General features: G+C 63.1%; 16 protein-coding genes. 4 read left to right on the forward strand and 12 right to left on the reverse strand.

The genetic code is table 11. The features are described from left to right. Positions 1–55 precede the first annotated feature (55 nt). The 5 genes from AB5K84_RS28660 to AB5K84_RS28680 all read right to left on the reverse strand — a co-directional run bounded on the left by AB5K84_RS28660 (position 56) and on the right by AB5K84_RS28680 (position 4,371). Positions 56–328 (reverse strand): hypothetical protein, encoded by a 273-nt coding sequence (locus AB5K84_RS28660; protein WP_028170776.1) that lies wholly within the window; start codon positions 326–328, stop codon positions 56–58. A 175-nt stretch (positions 329–503) separates the two neighbouring features. Continuing rightward, positions 504–923, reverse strand: a complete 420-nt coding sequence (locus AB5K84_RS28665; RefSeq protein WP_038966213.1) for a flagellar export chaperone FliS — start codon at positions 921–923, stop codon at positions 504–506. A 21-nt stretch (positions 924–944) separates the two neighbouring features. Continuing rightward, positions 945–2,633 (reverse strand): flagellar filament capping protein FliD, encoded by a 1,689-nt coding sequence (fliD, locus tag AB5K84_RS28670; RefSeq protein WP_038966212.1) that lies wholly within the window; start codon positions 2,631–2,633, stop codon positions 945–947. Between the two features lie 73 nt (positions 2,634–2,706). Beyond that, positions 2,707–3,531 carry a flagellin gene (locus AB5K84_RS28675; RefSeq protein WP_011086476.1) on the reverse strand — a complete coding sequence of 275 codons (825 nt, stop codon included), beginning with the start codon at positions 3,529–3,531 and terminating at the stop codon, positions 2,707–2,709. Between the two features lie 141 nt (positions 3,532–3,672). Next, a complete protein-coding gene (locus tag AB5K84_RS28680; RefSeq protein ID WP_011086475.1) occupies positions 3,673–4,371 on the reverse strand; it encodes an RNA polymerase sigma factor in 699 nt (232 codons plus the stop codon). A 509-nt stretch (positions 4,372–4,880) separates the two neighbouring features. Here AB5K84_RS28680 and AB5K84_RS28685 point away from each other — a divergent pair. The 4 genes from AB5K84_RS28685 (at position 4,881) to AB5K84_RS28700 (ending at position 10,283) form a co-directional block, all read left to right on the forward strand. After that, a complete protein-coding gene (locus AB5K84_RS28685) occupies positions 4,881–7,301 on the forward strand; it encodes a hypothetical protein (RefSeq protein ID WP_011086473.1) in 2,421 nt (806 codons plus the stop codon). Positions 7,302–7,368: 67 nt separating this feature from the next. Beyond that, entirely contained in the window at positions 7,369–8,697 is a 1,329-nt protein-coding gene (locus AB5K84_RS28690) for a hypothetical protein (protein ID WP_038966210.1), read from the forward strand. 14 nt (positions 8,698–8,711) lie between these two features. After that, complete coding sequence (locus tag AB5K84_RS28695; protein WP_011086471.1) at positions 8,712–9,239, forward strand: hypothetical protein; 528 nt, start codon at positions 8,712–8,714, stop codon at positions 9,237–9,239. 837 nt (positions 9,240–10,076) lie between these two features. Beyond that, positions 10,077–10,283 (forward strand): exonuclease domain-containing protein, encoded by a 207-nt coding sequence (locus tag AB5K84_RS28700; RefSeq protein WP_011086470.1) that lies wholly within the window; start codon positions 10,077–10,079, stop codon positions 10,281–10,283. Between the two features lie 9 nt (positions 10,284–10,292). On the opposite strand, the gene AB5K84_RS28705 is transcribed toward AB5K84_RS28700, so the two are convergent. The 7 genes from AB5K84_RS28705 to AB5K84_RS28735 all read right to left on the reverse strand — a co-directional run bounded on the left by AB5K84_RS28705 (position 10,293) and on the right by AB5K84_RS28735 (position 16,920). After that, on the reverse strand, positions 10,293–10,475 hold the full coding sequence (locus AB5K84_RS28705; RefSeq protein WP_028170767.1) for a hypothetical protein: 183 nt from the start codon (positions 10,473–10,475) through the stop codon (positions 10,293–10,295). 45 nt (positions 10,476–10,520) lie between these two features. Next, entirely contained in the window at positions 10,521–11,636 is a 1,116-nt protein-coding gene (locus AB5K84_RS28710; protein ID WP_038966209.1) for a WD40 repeat domain-containing protein, read from the reverse strand. A gap of 8 nt (positions 11,637–11,644) precedes the next feature. Then, on the reverse strand, positions 11,645–11,953 hold the full coding sequence (locus AB5K84_RS28715; protein WP_063921443.1) for a hypothetical protein: 309 nt from the start codon (positions 11,951–11,953) through the stop codon (positions 11,645–11,647). Beyond that, positions 11,950–12,399 carry a hypothetical protein gene (locus tag AB5K84_RS28720; RefSeq protein ID WP_011086467.1) on the reverse strand — a complete coding sequence of 150 codons (450 nt, stop codon included), beginning with the start codon at positions 12,397–12,399 and terminating at the stop codon, positions 11,950–11,952. Before AB5K84_RS28720 ends, AB5K84_RS28715 begins: the two co-directional genes overlap by 4 nt. A 15-nt stretch (positions 12,400–12,414) precedes the next feature. Further along, entirely contained in the window at positions 12,415–14,481 is a 2,067-nt protein-coding gene (locus AB5K84_RS28725; RefSeq protein ID WP_011086466.1) for a sigma-54-dependent Fis family transcriptional regulator, read from the reverse strand. A gap of 100 nt (positions 14,482–14,581) precedes the next feature. Beyond that, positions 14,582–15,076 (reverse strand): hypothetical protein, encoded by a 495-nt coding sequence (locus AB5K84_RS28730; protein ID WP_011086465.1) that lies wholly within the window; start codon positions 15,074–15,076, stop codon positions 14,582–14,584. A gap of 212 nt (positions 15,077–15,288) precedes the next feature. Next, positions 15,289–16,920, reverse strand: a complete 1,632-nt coding sequence (locus tag AB5K84_RS28735) for a molecular chaperone GroEL (RefSeq protein ID WP_011086464.1) — start codon at positions 16,918–16,920, stop codon at positions 15,289–15,291. Positions 16,921–16,922: the final 2 nt, after the last annotated feature.

Genomic DNA, 16,922 nt, shown 5'->3' on the forward strand with positions numbered 1-16,922 from the left:
GGCAGAGATGAAGAACTGTGGGACGATCTCGATGCCGATGCGACGACGCGAGCGATCAGCCCCTCGCCGTCTCGCCCTCGGTAAGCGCCTCGGTGGCATCCGTGCCGCGCTTGGTCGCCGCGGCAACGATGCGGTCGGCGAGCCCCGCCGGCGCGCGCACCGGCGGCGCGGCCAGCGCCGCGCGGAGTGCCTGCGCCTGCGCGAGCAGGGCCTGCGCTTCAGCGGACCGGGACAGCAACTGTTCGGCGGACAGGCGGCGATCGTCGGGCCAGCGCGAGACGTCCTCGCCCAGCCGATCGATCAGATCCTCAAACTCGGTGACGTCCATCGTCCGGATATCCGCCTCGCCAAGCCCGTCATAAAGCATTGCTTGCGCGCCGGAAACCGAATTCGCGCTGTGATCCGCGCCAAGCCGCGCCAGCACGGCCGGAACGGCCGCGAAAACAGCCGCCCGGACCCCCTCGCCCCCGGTTATTCACGGGATCTATGAAACCGCCCGGCCGCTACCGTGACGGAGCCGAATCGGCCTTGCCGCCCCGGCTCGCCGCATCGACGAATTCCCACGCCTCGCGCATCTCGGCCAGGCCGGCGATGATCCGCCGAAAGCTCTCGCGGGCGTCCGGCCGACCATAGGCCCTCAGGCTCGCCAGGATGAGCGCGTTGTAGGTCTGGTAGAGCCGCTCGGCGACGTCCCGGCCATTGGTGAAATCGAGATTGTGGCTGAGCCCGCGCAGGATGGCGGTCGCCTTCATCAGGTGCTCATGTCCTTCCTCGAAGCGCCGCGACTCCTGGGCCACGAGTGCCTTCTGCAGGAAGGTGGCGGCCCCGCCGAGCAGCATCGACACCGCCTTCAGCGGCGGCACCGTGGTCGCCGCTCCCCGATAGGCCTGGTTGGCCAAGTACGCCATCTGGTTATGCATCATCACTCACTCGGTTCCACGCTATCAATTGCTCGACGAGTTCAGCAGCGCCTTCAGATAGGTCAGCGTGCTGTTGGAGCTCTCGATCGCCGCCTGATACTTCGCATATTGGGTCTGGAGCTGGGACTGCAGCGTCGACGCCGCGCTGTTGATGTCGTCGACCTTCTGCTGCAGATCGTCGTCGCGTGTCGTCAGATTGGTGATCAGGGTTTGCAACGCACCGCTCGACGAGGAATAGTTCTTCGCGAGCTGATAGAGCTGCGTGGCGAGACCTGACGTCGACGTCACCGTGATCGACTGCGAGGTCGAGCCGCTATAGGTGAAGGCCATGCCAGCATAGATCGATCCGGACGCGCCGATGATCGAGGTGCCGCTGACCGTGAATAGCGAGGAATCGCCGCCGACCGAGGCCGAGGTGAGATTGCCGTCGGAATCCACCGTCAGATCCAGGGTGAAGGATTGCGGCGACGTCCCGGTGTTGACGACGCTGAGCTGGCTAGACGACGTCGTGGTCTGCGCCGACAGCAGCTTTGTCACGCCGCTCAGATTGGTGCTCAGGACATCCGACAGTGTCGAGGTGTCGAGCTCGAGCTCGTTGTTCTCGTTGAACGACAGGCCGAGATCGGCCATCGTCAGTCCGCGGACGGTGCTGTTCAGGCTGTTCTGAAGCGCGTCCATGATGTTGCGCATGGTGCCGTCGCCGAACAGCACTGCACTCGAGGATGCCGTGCCGTCAGTGCCCGTCGCCTGCTGGGCGATGACCTCGTCACGAAACGCATTGTAGTTGGTGACGAAGGTCTCGAGCGCCGACTGGATCTGGCTGGTGTCGGTCTCGATGCTGACGTTCAGCGACGTCCCGTCCGGCGTGGCCTGGAGCAGGTTGAAGGTGACCCCGGTCAGCACGTCGGAAATGTCGTTGGTGTCGCGGGTCATCGCGATGCCGTCGAGGGTGAATTCGGCCGACTGCGCCGCCTGGAGCACGTCGGTGAAGGCCCCTGAGCTGTCGGTTACGCCCAGCTTGCTGAGGATATCGTCGCCTGACGTGCTGGAATAGGTGATGTCGGCGGCGTCCGCCGTGCCCGTCAGCACCATCTCATAGGAGCCGCTCGACACCTGGACGATCGAGGCCTGCACATTGGTCGTCGAGGTCTGGGCATTGACGGCATCGACGACGTCCTGCAGCGACATCGTGCTGGTCACCGTGATATCGGATGTCGAACCGCCCGCGAGGCCGAGCGAGAAGGTGCCGGAATAGCCGAGCTCGGCGGTCTGGCTCGACTGCGAGGTGCCCACCACCTTGTGCGCGACCGCGAGCTGGCTGATGGTCAGCGTATGGTCGCCAGTGGCGGCCCCGCTCTTGATGCTCATGGACAGCGTCGACGATGCGCTGGCGTCGCCGGTTGAGCTGATGCTTGCGGAACGGGTCGAGAAAGCGTTGGTGGCGAGTGAATTGACCACCGACGTCGCGAGCGATGCCAGCCCGGAATACAGCGTCTTCAGGTCGCTCTGCAGCGTCTGATAGGCCGAGATCTTGGCTTGGTTGCTGGTGATCGACGTCGAGATCGTCGTCGCCTGCGCCGTCTTGGCGTCAACGGCGGACTGGATCAGCGCCGACCAGTCGACGCTGCTCGAATTGGTCGTGCCGCTCGTGGTGATCGAGACCCCCGAGCTGGTCGTGCTGGTGCTGCTGGTGCTCGAACTGACGCTGGTCACGTGCCTGGCGATCCCTGGAAGGTGCCGGGCCGGCCTCTTGCCGGCCCGGTCAGATCATGATCAACGCGAACGCTTAGCCGAGCAGCTTGAGCAGGTACTGCGGCATCTGGTTCGCGGCCGCCAGCGCCGACACAGCAGCCTGGGTCTTTACCTCGGCCGACGACAGCTTCGACTGCTCGGCCGCGATGTCGACGTCCTTGATCGCGGAGTTGGCGTTCTGCAGGTTCTGGGTCTGCGTCGAGATCGAGTCGGCGCTGAAATTGAAGCGCGACTCCTGGGCGCCGATGCTGGCGCGCGCGGCCGAGACGGTGTCGATGGCGGTGTCCAGCGTGGTCAGCGCCGAGGTCGCGCCCGACTGGGTGCTGACGTCGAGCGAGGTGACGCTGAGCGAGGAAGCCGTCAGGCTCGACAGCGTGATGGTGATGGTATCGGAGCCGGACGAACCGACCAGGACAGAGACGCCGGAAGCAAACACGCTGGAGCCGTCGAGCAGGCTCTGGCTGGAATAGCGGGTGCCGCTGGCGATCGAATCGATTTCGCTGGTGAGCTGCGAGAATTCCGAGTTGATGTAGGCGCGGCTGGAATCAGTCGTGGTGCCCGAGGCGGATTCGGAGGCCAGCGACTTCATGCGCGCGAGAATGTCGGAGATGTTGGAGGCGCCGCCGTCCGCGGTCTGCAGGATCGCCGTCGCCTGCGAGGCGTTGGTTGCCGCCTGCTGCAGCGTGGTGACGTCGGACGAGATGCGCGTGGAGATCGCCAGACCGGCGGCGTCGTCGGAGGCGGATGTGATGCGCGAGCCGCTCGACAGTTTTGAGAGCGAGCTGGTTTCCTGCGCGGAATTGACGTTGAGATAGCGGACCGCGGCATTGGCGGCGGTATTGGTGTTGATTGCGGGCATTGGAAGCTCCTGTGCTGATGGGCATGACGTGCCGCATCGTGGAAAGACTTACGACGACGCGGGCGCAGCCCCGTCCACCCGCTCAAACGAAGGAGCGCCGAACGATCAGGCGGGAAATCTTTCGAGAGCCGGATTTTATGGTTAGCAGTCGGTAAACGCGGTGCGGATGTCGCGTTCGTGCCGCCGCAGGAGCTGGCGCAGTTGCTGACGTCCGCGCTTGAGGAGCGATTCCACCGCGGCCACGGTAGAGTCCATGACCTCTGCGATCTCGCCGTTGCTCATGTCCTCATGATACGACAGGATCACCGCGATCCGCTGCTGCTCCGGCAGCCGCTGCATCGCCTCTTCCAGCATGCCGTTCAGCTCGTTGCGCTCGATCACGCGCGATGCATCCGGCCGTCCGTCGGCGACCTCGGGCACGGTATCGACATTCTCGGTGCGCGGCTTGCGGCGGAGGTCGATGCAGCGGTTGGAGATGACGCGATAGAGCCAGGTCGAGAACTTTGCGCGGCCATGCTGCCAGCGGCCGCGATGACTCCAGATCTTCAGCATGCTGTCCTGCACCACGTCCTCGGCGTCCGCCGCGTTGCCGACGATGCGCAGCGCGATCGCATAGGCACGATCGATGTGCCGCTCGACAAGCATCCGGAAGGCGGTCTCATCGTCAGCGGCAAGCCGATCGAGAAGCTCGCTGTCCTCGTCGAACACGACATCGGCCGCGACCGGCTCGCCGTCAGGCGCGATCGAAGCCGACGCGATCACCGGTGCGTTCGCTTCGCTCGTGATCGTCGTCGCGATCTCGGCTTCGGCGCGAGCAAAAACGTCCACCGCAAAACTCATCCCGCAATCTCCAACCCGCAATGCCGGCGGCGCATCTTCCACACGGCTTCCAGGCGTTGAACGCGAGGCGAAAACAATCCAGGCGCATAATTTTCGTTATTTTTCAAGATGTTAGTTGGAAGCTTTTGCCGGCCGGCCGGCAAAGATTGCCGACGGCGTGCGGCGAAGCGCGCACTCGTTCTGCAATCATCGACATCGTCTCGCATCATCGCGGATCATTCATCTCGAACAGAGCTGCACAAAAACGCTGTGATTACGCGGCACTGAACTGATCGCACCCATCACGCGACACGCGTGCGAATGATCGATTGTTTCCGAGTGGAAACGAACGCGAGACAACTTTTTCACTCGGCAGTTTTTGCCGAATCACAATTCGAACCTAGCGGATTTTTCTATTCTGTCAGGCGCGAGATGCGCGATTTCGAATCGCACATCGATTATTTTCGCCATCGCACGCCTGAATTCGTCCGCACGCACGTTGATCGCTTCGATTGGCGGAGAATTTCGGGATGAACGTCGCAACGGTCGACGCACAGCGTCGCGCGCAAATTGTTTCTGCTTGGTCGTTCGATGTTTTCGATACGTTTCTGATGCGCGCCTGCACGACGCCGGATGGTGTGTTTGAAAGGACTTACGAGCTATCGGGCATTTCAAGAACTTGTCCGAATGTTTCCGCCAGTTTCGTTCAGCATCGCATGCAGGCCGAATCACGTGCACGCCGGACCGCGAAGGAGACGCGGGGGACCAGCGAAGTGCACATCGACGACATCTATTCCTTCTTTCCGTTCAGGCTGTTCGGCCTGAAGCGCGCACATCTGCGCGATCTCGTCGACGCCGAGTTCGAGGCCGAGCTCGAGCTCTGCCGCGTCAACCCGGACATGCTCCGGCAATATCTGGACATGAAGCATTTGGGCCATCGGGTCGGGTTCATCTCCGACACCTATTGGAACTCGGACCAGCTCGCGCGCCTGTTGCGCGCCTGCCGTCCGGGATTGTCCTGGGACTTCCTCTATGCGTCCTGCGACCACGGCAGCAGCAAGAGCGAAACGTTGTTCGCAACATACCTCACTGAGCAGAACGTTGATCCGGCAGCATCCTTTCATATCGGCGACAATGACCGCGCCGACATCAAGGGCGCGAAGCGCCACGGCATCCGCCCGCGCTATTATCCGCAGGCCGGTCAGCAACTCGCGTCAAGATTCCAGCGCGAGACCGCGATATTCGAGCTGCTGTGCCCGGGGCAGCCTGCGCGGCTTGACCATGGCGCGCGTACGCTGCGGCGCATGGTGGCGGCGCGCAGCGCGGAGAGGCCGCCGGCCTATCACTTGGGGTTGACGGTCCTCGGCCCGATCATGACGGCGTTCGACGTCTTCGTTGCTGATCGCTGCGCGGAGCTCGAGGAGCCCGGCCGGCGGGTCGCCGTCGGCTTCCTCGGGCGCGACGGCTTTCTGTCGCACCGGATTTGGCACAGCGGTCGTGACGCCGCATCCGCCTATGTCGAAATCAACCGCCGCGTCAGCCTGATCGCCTCGGCTGACACCATGCAGCCGCTGCTCGACCTGCTCGGAAAAGTCTTGAAGATCGACGCGCCGACCTTTCGCGACATGCTGAAAGTGCTGCCATCAGCAGTCGCGGACTTCTTCGCACAATGTCCCAACGGGATCGCGACCGGCGCTGCGCTGGCGGATGCCCTGCCCGAGCTGATGGACGCGCGGGAGATCACCAAGCTTGCCGCAGGCCAGCGCGCCCGGCTGCTTGCTTATCTCCGGCATGTCATCCCGGATTTCGATCGCTGCACCGATCTCGTGCTGGCCGATCTCGGCTATTCCGGCAGCGTCCAGAAGGCGCTGCGCCGCATCTTCGACCAGGAGGGCATCGCGATCCGCCTGCACGGCGCCTATTTGATCTCGCTTGACGACACTCTTGACGATCTTGCCGACTGCGATACCGCTAAAGGCTTCATCTCCGATCTCGTGGTCACCCCGCACGTCAAGCGCATGCTGATCCGCAACGTGGCCCTACTCGAGCAGATCTGCTGCTCTGCCGACGGCTCGGTGCGCGATTACGACGGCGCGCAGGTGCTGCGCGAGATCAATCCGCGACCGGGAGTCCAGATTGCTCTGGCCTCGGAGATCCAGGCGGGCGCGCTCGCCTATGCGGCAAACGCTGGCAAAATTGCTGCCGCCATCGGGCTCGAGCCCCATGCGGCGCCCGATATCGCAGCGCGCTGGAGCGCGGCGACGTTGGCGCGGCTCCTGCTGCTCCCGGACGACGACGAACTGGCGTTGCTCGGCGAGCTCAAGCACGACATCAACCTCGGGACGCACGCGTTGGCGCCGATGCTCGACACGGGCTTCATCCGCGATCAACTCACCGCGCGAGGCCTAACCGCCGCGTGCACCTCGGCCGCGCCGCCGATGTGGCTTGCGGGCAGCTTTGCTGGCTTGTCCCCGTCGCACGCCTATCTCTACGCCTTGTTCGGAGCGAACCGCTTGCCCGCCGATGTCTTCGAGGAGACGCCTTGCGGCGCGTTGCAGGTGGGACTGTTCCGGGCGAATGGTGACGCCGCGGTCGAAACCGTCACCATGTTCCGCACCGGACTTGGCGAACTGCGCCTGCGCATTCCGGTATCGCGCGCCATGGCCATCGCCATGATCGCGCTGCCGCTGGCGAAGGCCGCGCGCGACGGTCAGCTTCACGGCGTGACCATGCAGCTCGGCGACAGCGTTCGCGACGCCGCCGAGAGCCAGGACGTGGCGGGCGTCCCGGCGGAACGGTTGACCTATGCGGGCCTGACGCTGACCGGAGCCTCCTATCACGCTACGGACGACGAAGGTCGCCTGCAGATCCCGGTCGGCCCGCTGGCACGCGAGATCGCGATCTATTCGGTGGCCATCACCCCACTCGGTCACGCGGACCATCGCGATTAGTGCGCCCGGATTAACCCCCTCGGCCGTTGGAGTGTACGGGCCGGCATGACGCAAGGGGGCACGGGAATTGACCGACGACACGCACGCAAAGCTCGACAACCTCCTGCGGTCGGCGAACATCCGGCTCGGCCGGATCCAGCGGAACCGCCTCGCCTGGCTGGTGGACCGCTACGGCGCTCCGACGCTCGGCGGCCATTATGAGGGGCTGCGTCACGGCGGGGTCATCGTCCTGACGGAGCCGCCGAGCGGTGCCGCGGCCGAGCTGTTCTATCGCTCGCTGCATTCCGGCTGCGCCGTCGCCATTCCCTTCGGCGAAAATCCCGGCTTCGACTTCCTCAAGTCGAAACTCACCGAGTTTGGCACGGTCAGCCCGAGCGCCGAGGGCCCGCACGAATTGTGGTGGGGCGGCATCGGCTGGTCAAAGCTGTCAGCGAGCGCCGATGGCGCCACGATCCGGCCGCGCATCGTCTCCTATTATCCATTCGGCAGCGATCCCGACGACATTCGCAGCCTGCGCCGATCGCTCGACGAGTTGGAGCTCGATTCGCATATCGAGCCGGTCGCGGCCGAGCTCGGCGAACAAGTGCTCTGTTTCGAGAAGGCCGAGTTCCTGGCCCGGATGTGGCAACGCTACAGCGAGCCGCTACTGTTCGTCGAAGCCGGCGCAACCCTGTGCGAGGCGCCCTTGCTGCCGTCGGCGCTCGGCTGCGACGTCGCGCTCCACAAATGGAACCGCTGGGAAATGTCGGCGCGCACGCTTTATCTCGGCCGCACCGCGCGCGCCGGGCAGTTGCTGCGGAGTTGGCACCATCTCGCGGCGTCATATCCGTCAATCTGGGACGGCTATCTGCTCGACCAGGCCTGGGGCCTCACCTCCTCGGAAGGGCCGCTCGACACGGTGTGGCTGCCGCGCTCCTACCACGCCATGAAAGGCGACCTCGCCGCCGCACGCGCCACCATCCTGCACAGCGAGCAGACCACGACGACCAGCCTCGGCCCCGATCCGGGCTTCGCCGGCCTCGTCCGCGCAGCGCGCCGTGCGGGCCGAACCGGCGCGCGCGACGCCTTCATGGTCATGACGTCGGAAGCCGCCAACGAGAACGGCGTCGCCGTGATCCTGCGCGACATCGAGGCCAATGACGCCCGCGCGGTGGCCGCCACGGTGGAGGCCGTAACCGGCGCCTTTGCAGCCGATTGCGGCGGATACAAGCGTTTCGAGCTATCGTTGTGCGCCCTGAAGGACGATCTCGGTGCTGCCCAGGCGGCGGCACAGCAGGCGCGCTATCGCATCCTTGAGATTGCGCCGGGCCAGTCGATTCCGCGCGATTTCTTCGCCGCGCATGCATATCACACCGCCGATCACGCGGTCATGACCGCCTGCCATCTCTTTCCCTGACGGACATCAGCACCATGCTCAAGACCATCATCCTGCTTACCCAGACCGTCCAGCAGCAGCGCCCGCTCGCAAATCTGCTGCGCGAGTTTAATCCGGATCTCGCCTTCTGCTCCGCGCTCTCCGCCCTGGATCTTGCCGCCATCGCACCCGACATCCTGCGTAACGCCCGCCTGGTCTCCTTTGCTAACGACATTCCCGTGTCCCAGAAATTCCTGCTTCGGCTCGGCCACGGCGCCTACAAATTCCATGTCGCGCCGGTGCAGTATCCCGGTCTTCCGGCGTCGCACGATGACAGCGAGGACCCGCGCTGCTTTTCGGCGATCGCGCAATCGATCGCGATCTGGCCGGACTGCCGCCGCGTGGTCGGGCTCGAGACCGTGACCGTCCCTGACGACGCCACGCCCACGGAGCGCGAGCGGTTGATCTTCACCCGGCTCGCGCATCTGTTCTGGCGGATGTCGAGCCTGATCGCGAGGGACGCAGAAATTCGCGGTATCATCGACAGCACAGAGAGCAAGCCTACGTTTGCACAGATGAACTAAGTAGGGATCCAAGAGCTGAACCGATTGATCGGAGAAGCCTTGATCGTGGATGTGATGACGGAAAGATCTACGCAACTCGCGGCACGCCTATAACTGGGGCGCAGACCGTCTCTTCATCCGCCAGCAGACTGCCGTCATCAACTTGATCCGCGCCTATTGTGTCGAGTTCGGGATTGTCGCCCGGTCGGTCACGGGGTTGTCGAGCAACTACTGGAAGTCGTCGCCAATATAGCGAGAGTCTTCTTGAAGGTGCCCTAGGCCTGATCACGTTAGCTGTGAAGAGATTTTTCTTGATCTCCCGGTGCACACATCGTGCACATGCCGCCCTCTAACCAACTGAAAATATTGAACTCTCGCTCCGATCCATCATGGGCAAGTTTGAGCTAGCTCCAGCAAAAAGGCCCGAGCCCGCCATATCGACAATCGTACCTCCGCACCTTCGGCTGCAAACTGCGCCGCCCGGGAATCGGTGGTTGTGAGAGCACGCGACACCCGGCTCTTGTGCTTGCTTGAACGCGCCATTCCAACGCTGGCCGCGAAGAGTGACAATTGCCTCCGAAGGCAAAGGTCACACGTTCGACTCGTGTCCGGCGCGCCGGTAAAATCAGCTATTTACGTAATAGAACGCTTTCTAAGAATAACTCCGGGTAAGCGCCAACTGAGCCTCCGTGATAGATCCAGCCGCGATGCAGGGCAGCTGTAGCCCGAGGATCGAAACCCCCAATGCTAGAGGACCTGCCCCTGGCCGCCATGGCCGAGGCATTGGCCAAATCCTCCGACCATCGTGTGCTTCGGCGCTTGGTGCGTCGGGAAGCTTTCACTCCATCCGACGAGTAAGTGACCAAAACTGGCATCCTGATTGATGTCGAGACGACTGGCCTAGATCAACATGAAGACGAAGTCATCGAGCTGGGAATGGTCAAGTTCGACTACGTGCCCCGGAAAAGCCGGGGCACTAGAGGGGCACGTCCGCTCGGCGTGTTTGACGAAAATAGCTCCGCCATGGCCTACCGCACCCGCCGCTGCCGCGATCGTATGCAGTAAGACGACACGTCACTGTGTTGCTGCGCTTCGCTCGAACGCCCTATTTTCGACGATGAACCTCGCCGCCAGCACCAAGGCGCCCATCGAGAACTCTTTTCCGTGCGCGGCGATCATGCGCTCCGATAGTTCCGCCAGCTCTTTGAAGAACTGATCCTTACTTTCGGCTTCATTTAGCAATCGTGCTACTGTCATGGATTTCCTCCTGGTGCTCGCAAGGCTCTCCGCCCCGGTTCGCTGTTACTTGAAGATTTGCGGCGGAAACGTCACGATCGCCGCTTCTCCGCCGCACGTTCCGACTGCAAGATGCTGGCCATCGGCGGACCATCGAAGGGCTTGGACGGCGCCCCCACCGGGCGGTTTGACAACCAATTCGTCGGGATGTCCGATCCTCGCGACGACGACCCTGCCGTCGCTGTACCCTGCCGCGACCAGGGGACGCCCGGGGTGCATATCTACCGCCTTGACGAGGATGAATCCGCCACGACCGGTGCTGAGGCTCGTCGGCTGCTCGCTTCCGTCGTCGAGGCTGGAAACGTCCCATGCGATCAAGCGGTAGGCCCCGCTCGTAACAAGAACGCGCGAGTCTGCACTCCACGAAAGAGACGTAACGCCCGCAGGATAGCCGGACATCCGGACGGTCCGCGCATCGGCAAGGCGCAACAGCACGATGCCAACTTCTGCGACGGACATCGCCAACCAGCTTCCGTCGGGACTCCACGACAAGCTCGAGATTGAGCCCAAGGCCATTGAGACGGTGGGCTCAGGCCGCGGTCCGAAGGCACGCACGAGCAGGCAACCGTCAGCTCCTATCGCGAAGCTCCGACCGTCTGGCGAGACGGCCATCGCGGATGAACGGCCTCCCGCACGCTTCTGAAGCCATCCGACCTCGCCGTTGGAATCGCAGTATATGACCGACTCGCCGGAAGCAGCCAGAATGCCGCCGGCATGCACCGGGGCGACGAGATCAATCGGTGCCCCGAGCTTCGCGGCTTGTCGGGTGACACCGGATGCCGACACATGCAATAACTGGCTGCCATCGCTTGCGATGAAGCCCGAAGGCTCGATCGAGGCGAGATGAAGCGAAGCATCACTGATGACGACTTTCGTCAACGGCGGGACCGGATTCCGCCGCGGGGAGATCGTCGACCGGCCGCCGTCCAAGGCCATACGATAGCGATCTTTCGGCGGATCGCTATCGGCCAGCGGAGCGATGGCTAGAGAGCCGTCTGCAAGCGCGAACGCCACTGCCTGTCCCGCAGCGTCGAACGTCGCGTTCGTAACGAGCGCCCCCATGGTCCAATGCCGACCAAGCAGTTCATAGAGCCTAGCGGTCTCAGCTTCCATCGTGTCCATCGGTCGTCTCACCTGCCGGTCGCAATACACCTGTCGAGTTCTCCAAGGCGTCGTTCCAGCACGGCGCATTTGGCGTCGCATGTTGCCATTCCGGCCTTTGCTTCTTTCAAGCGCTCGTGCGCTTCCTCGATAGCGTAGGCGAACGCATGCGAACCGCCTGTCGCCGCAATCTCCTGCTCAATCCTCTGAATCTCGAATTCTGCTCCACCAGCAAGCTGACGGTTCAGAAGGTTCCACGATTGAGCGGCCGATATCTGCTGAACGACGAACAACCGCTCCTTCAGCATTTCGACAAGGACTTCCGGATCGACACTCATGCGCTCGATTCGATTTGATCCAGGATCCGCTGGAGGCCCCGGGCATCGGATACGAAGTGTTGCTGCGCGTCATTAACGTGAGATTGCAGCGAGTCCCACAAATCGACCCTCAGCAACCGCGCAGGATCGCCCGCCATCGTCTCGATGGTCTGGAGGCCGAACTGATGCCGCAAGCCGATACCCTGCAATACGAAATCCGACAGCTCGCGTGCATGCGTTTCGACGAAAGGGCGCAGTAGCGGATGTACGCTGTAGCTCATGCCGCGCTTTGCGAGCTCGGTCTCGATGAACATGATGAAATGTCGCACCAGCGAGCTTTGGCTTTCGCCAACCAGGCGCATCACGAAAGTGACGTCGCGGTCGGCGCGCGCAAGGATCTGCGAGGCCAGCGTCGCCGCGGGGGCCGGACCTTCCCCGCCCTTTTGTTCATCCCAGACAGCCGCCATGCCAGCCCCCGATCGCTAGGTCCGGGAACGGTATTGGTGCAACTTGCGGTACAGCGTAGCGCGCGAAAGCCCCAGCTTTTCCGCGGCAGCGGCAATATTGCCGCCGGCGTTTGCGACGGCTCTCTCGATGGCACGACGTTCCATCTCGTCAAAGCGCGCGATCTCGTCACTCTCCGATCCCGTCGCGCTATTCTCCGACTGCACGGAGATTGAGGGAGGTTGAGCCGGCGCCACCTCCACGAAATCCTCTGGCAGGTCCCTGGGAGTGACGATACCGGTGATCGTCATCAGCACGAGGTTCTCAATCAGATTACGCAGCTCGCGAACGTTTCCCGGCCAGGAATAGCGGCGCAGCAACTCCATAGTGGCCGCCTCGAACCGCAGCGGCTGGGTGCTGTAGATCGTGGCGAATTGCCTGTTGAAGTGATCGATCAGGATCTCGACATCGCCCAGCCGATCGCGGAGCGGCGGGATGGTGAACTTGACGACGCCGATCCGGAAGTACAGATCCTTGCGGAAACGTCCCTCGGCCACTTCCTGCTTCAAATTCCGATTGGTCGACGCCACCAGCCGAACGTCCACCGGGCGCGCCTTGCTGTCACCCAGTCTGTACACCGCGCGCTCTTCCAGCACACGGAGCAGGTAGGGTTGCAGGTCCATCGGCATCTCGCCGATCTCGTCTAAGCTGAGCACGCCGCCATTGGCAAATTCGAACCGCCCGGGCCTTCCCTCGCGCGTAGCGCCGGTATAAGCGCCCGGCGCATGCCCGAACAATTCGCCGCCGAGCAACTCTTTCGACACCGCACCGCAATTGAAGGCAACGAACGGCTCCTTGCCCGTCTTCAGACTGGCGGCATGAACCAGGCGGGCGAACAGTTCCTTGCCGACGCCCGTCTCGCCCTCGAGCAGGATCGCGGTCCGGCCGAGGGCCGCCCGCTCAACTTTCTGCACCACGTCCAGCAGTGCCTCGCTGCATCCGACGATCGCTTCCTTTGCCGACATCAGGGCAGTGCGGGCTGTCGGCGACATCTCGGATGCAGCAGGATGGGTTCGCGGCTTCGAAGCAAGCACGAGCATTGCGCCCTTCACGACCCCGTCAACGATCAGTGGCTCGATCCGCTGCTCCCGCAGCTCCTCGGGCAACCCCTCGGCCAAGTCTTCGCCCAACAGGCCTTCGCGACTTGGAAGGATCTGTGACCCAATGCTCAACTCACGAGACTGCGTGATCCGCCGCCAGCGAGCCGACGCCATATCGTTGTGATGGACGACCCGACCAAACCGATCCAGGATCACCACGCCGTCGGCACTGCCCATCCCTGGCATTCGACAAATGCTTGCCTCGAGCAGGCGTATTCTTTCGAGCCGAATCTTCTCCGAGAGCGCAAGCTCAATATGATTGGCCGCGATCACCGCCAGCGCGACATTGTGACGATGAAAGATCGCCTGGGGGCCGGAAAAATCGATGATGCCTATGATGCTGCCGTCGATCGGGCTACGAATGGGGCTACCGACGCAGGTCCAGGCCTTGATGCCCTCGGAAAAATGCTCCGCGGCGTGGACATGAACCGGCTTTCCTGTGACGAGCGCCGTGCCAATGCCGTTGGTGCCGGTCACCGTCTCTCCCCAGGCGGCGCCGACTTCGAGGCGAATATCGTGCCCGGCATCGATCGTCCTCTGATCGCCCCCGACATCAAGCACGACACCATTCCTGTCGGTGATGACCAGCATTGTGGCCGCATCGCCAAGTACTTCCGCAACGCGGCGGAAAGTCTGGGCGCTGGAGCCTAGCAGATCATCGTTCTTCAGACGCAGCTCATAGAGATCGTCCGGCGAAGTCACGAAGCTGCTGCCCCTGCAATGGGCGTTGACCCCCGACTTGATGCTGCGCTGCCATGATTCTTCGATGATGCCTCGCACCAGAGCGCTCTCGCGCTTTGCATCTCCGAATGTCAGGAAGTTTTCCCACGCCTTGTTGGTCTCCCGTTCATCATACGGCCGTCCCTGCTCCGCATCCGCGGCCTCCGGGATTTTGTAGCCTTCCAGGGAAAACGGCGGCTTAGCCATGAAGGTTTCCGTCAGCATTGGAGCACCAAACCTATATTGGCAAACAGCAGCTTGATCAGCAGAAACGACATGAGCCGGGCCAATGAGATCGTGCTCTCACCGGCTCGGCTTACGCAGATCATTCGACCGTTCTGGCGATCGCATCCAAACCGAGACGGCCTGAGATGATCTGCTCCAGGCGCGCTTCCGACGCCTCATCGGGTACGCTCACTCCCTCAAGGTCTATCAGGACCCTGTGCAATTCGACATCGAGCGGCTCGAAGATCCCATTCTCTCGCGTCGCCAGAGCGAAGTGTCGCGATTGCCCGCCGCCGCGCAATTCACCGACAAAATGGAGTTGCCGCCCTGACGCGAGATCGGCAATCACGACGCGGCCGTTATAGCTGATCCGAACATAGGGCTCGATCTCCCTCGGGCGAGCCCGAGGCGTGGACCAAAGCTTGCCCGACGGCTGAGGCTCAGAGGGAGGCGTCGGATTGCGCAACTCCTGCCAGCGCCCGAGCGTCAGATGATTGGCGAGCGAATTGATCTTCGTGCGGTTCTTCTGAAGGAAGTCCTTCGCCTTGAGCTCTTCGCGGTGCGGACCGTCGCGCTTGGAGATGATGTAGGCCATGTCCCGGTTCCTCCTGCCCCGGCTGGTCGGATGACCGTGGAGGCTTATGATTTGCCTCCTTCGGGCTCATGCCGAAGCTCGCAAGATTGTAGCTGTTTCCAGATCGTTGTCACCGTCCATTCATTCGATCGTGACGGTCAAGCCATCGCCGTATTTGGCGCGCCACGTCGGCCATTGACGCCCTGGCGGAACGCGAACCGCGTTCATCTGCTTCAGGCCCGCCCAAGCTTTTCTGCCCCGCCGCCCAACGCAGGACCCTGCGTCGGATCGACATACTCCGGCACATCGGCAACCAGCGTGTTGGTCGTCAGCACCAGCGTGGCCACGGAAGCGGCATTTCGAAGCGCGGTATACGTCACCCTGACCGGGTCGACGATGCCGGCAGATACCATGTCGATGAACACGCCGTTTGCAGCGTCGAACCCGACCCCGGCCCGCGAACTTTGCAGCTCGGCCACAACCTTCGCCGCATCATGGCCGGCATTTCGGGCGATGAAAGCGGCAGGACGCGACAGGGTCTCGCGCACCAGCTTGATGCCTTCACCCAGGTCTCCGTTGATGTTGCCGAGGGCGCGCACCACCACCGGCGCGCACTGCGCCAATGCCGTCCCGCCCCCCGGCACGATGCCCTCCTCGGCCGCAGCACGCGCCGCGCTGAGCGCATCGTCGATCAACTGGATCGTACGCTTCTGCTCGACCGGCGTGACGCCGCCCGCAAAGATCACGGCGGTCCCACCCGAGAGCTTAGCCAGGCGTTCCTTGAGCTTGTCCTGCTCGATGTTCGGCGGCGCCAGATCGTGCTGCTTGGCCACCTGCTGTCGGCGCGCGGCGATCGCCGCATCGTCCCCGCCGCCCCGGATGATCACCGTTTCGCGCGCACTGGCCCGAACCTGCCGCGCAGTGCCGAGGTCGGCAAGGCTCGCCTCTTCCAGCATGCCCCCGAGTTCGCGGGCGATGACCCGCCCCCCGGTGATGATGGCGAGGTCATCCATCATGGCCTTGCGCCAGTGGCCGTAGTCGGGCGGATTGACCACCAGAACCTTGCCGCGGTTGCCTTCGCCGAGCAGCGTGACAACCACTTCCGGGGCGATCTCTTCGGCGACAATGACAAGCGGCTTCCCGGTCTCCGCGACCCTCGCGCGCACCGCCGCCAACTCGCCCGGCGCTTTGATTTTCAGGTCCGTCAGGAGAATGTAGGGCTGTTCCAGCACCACCTCCATCTTCTCCACGTCCGTTACCATGTGATGCGAAATGTAGCCACGGTCGAACGACATGCCCTCGACCACCTCGAGCGTCGTACTCGTGGTCAACCCGTAGTCGGAACTGATGATACCATCCTTGCCGACGCGCTCGACCGCCTCGGCGATTAGATCGCCCAGATGAGAGTCGGTCGACGCAATCGTTGCCACCGCCTGTAGCGTCCTGCGGTCCGAGACCGGAATTGCCGCGCTCTTCAGGCTCTCGACGACGACTTCGACGGCGCGGTCGATCCCCTTGCAGAGATCGACCGCCTTGGCGCCGCGCTCGAGGGCCGCGACGCCGCCTTGAATGAGACCGTTCGCGAGTACCATCGCCGTCGTCGTACCGTCGCCAGCGACTTCGTTGGTCTGCATCGAGACTTCGCGTACCACCTGGGCGCCCATGTTCTCGAAGCGATCCGGCAATTCGATCTCGGAGGCGATGGTAACGCCATCGCGCGACACGATGGGCGTGCCGATCGGCCTGTCGACCATCGCGTTCATGCCCTTGGGACCGAGCGTCGATTCGATCGCGGCGGCCAGCTTCTGGACTCCACGCGCAAGAGCGCGGCGAGCTTCTATGTCATGCAGCAAGACTTTTGGCATTG

Source organism: Bradyrhizobium sp. 1200_D9_N1_1 (assembly GCF_052075915.1).
Lineage (GTDB): Bacteria > Pseudomonadota > Alphaproteobacteria > Rhizobiales > Xanthobacteraceae > Bradyrhizobium > Bradyrhizobium diazoefficiens.

What these genes read in the sequence shown, in the direction of transcription:
- AB5K84_RS28660 (WP_028170776.1), bottom strand. Translation starts at nt 328, where the DNA reads ATGGACGTCACCGAGTTTGAGGATCTGATCGATCGGCTGGGCGAGGAC.
- AB5K84_RS28665 (WP_038966213.1), bottom strand. Translation starts at nt 923, where the DNA reads ATGATGCATAACCAGATGGCGTACTTGGCCAACCAGGCCTATCGGGGA.
- AB5K84_RS28675 (WP_011086476.1), bottom strand. Translation starts at nt 3,531, where the DNA reads ATGCCCGCAATCAACACCAATACCGCCGCCAATGCCGCGGTCCGCTAT.
- AB5K84_RS28680 (WP_011086475.1), bottom strand. Translation starts at nt 4,371, where the DNA reads ATGAGTTTTGCGGTGGACGTTTTTGCTCGCGCCGAAGCCGAGATCGCG.
- AB5K84_RS28685 (WP_011086473.1), top strand. Translation starts at nt 4,881, where the DNA reads ATGAACGTCGCAACGGTCGACGCACAGCGTCGCGCGCAAATTGTTTCT.
- AB5K84_RS28695 (WP_011086471.1), top strand. Translation starts at nt 8,712, where the DNA reads ATGCTCAAGACCATCATCCTGCTTACCCAGACCGTCCAGCAGCAGCGC.
- AB5K84_RS28705 (WP_028170767.1), bottom strand. Translation starts at nt 10,475, where the DNA reads ATGACAGTAGCACGATTGCTAAATGAAGCCGAAAGTAAGGATCAGTTC.
- AB5K84_RS28710 (WP_038966209.1), bottom strand. Translation starts at nt 11,636, where the DNA reads ATGGACACGATGGAAGCTGAGACCGCTAGGCTCTATGAACTGCTTGGT.
- AB5K84_RS28715 (WP_063921443.1), bottom strand. Translation starts at nt 11,953, where the DNA reads ATGAGTGTCGATCCGGAAGTCCTTGTCGAAATGCTGAAGGAGCGGTTG.
- AB5K84_RS28720 (WP_011086467.1), bottom strand. Translation starts at nt 12,399, where the DNA reads ATGGCGGCTGTCTGGGATGAACAAAAGGGCGGGGAAGGTCCGGCCCCC.
- AB5K84_RS28725 (WP_011086466.1), bottom strand. Translation starts at nt 14,481, where the DNA reads ATGCTGACGGAAACCTTCATGGCTAAGCCGCCGTTTTCCCTGGAAGGC.
- AB5K84_RS28730 (WP_011086465.1), bottom strand. Translation starts at nt 15,076, where the DNA reads ATGGCCTACATCATCTCCAAGCGCGACGGTCCGCACCGCGAAGAGCTC.
- AB5K84_RS28735 (WP_011086464.1), bottom strand. Translation starts at nt 16,920, where the DNA reads ATGCCAAAAGTCTTGCTGCATGACATAGAAGCTCGCCGCGCTCTTGCG.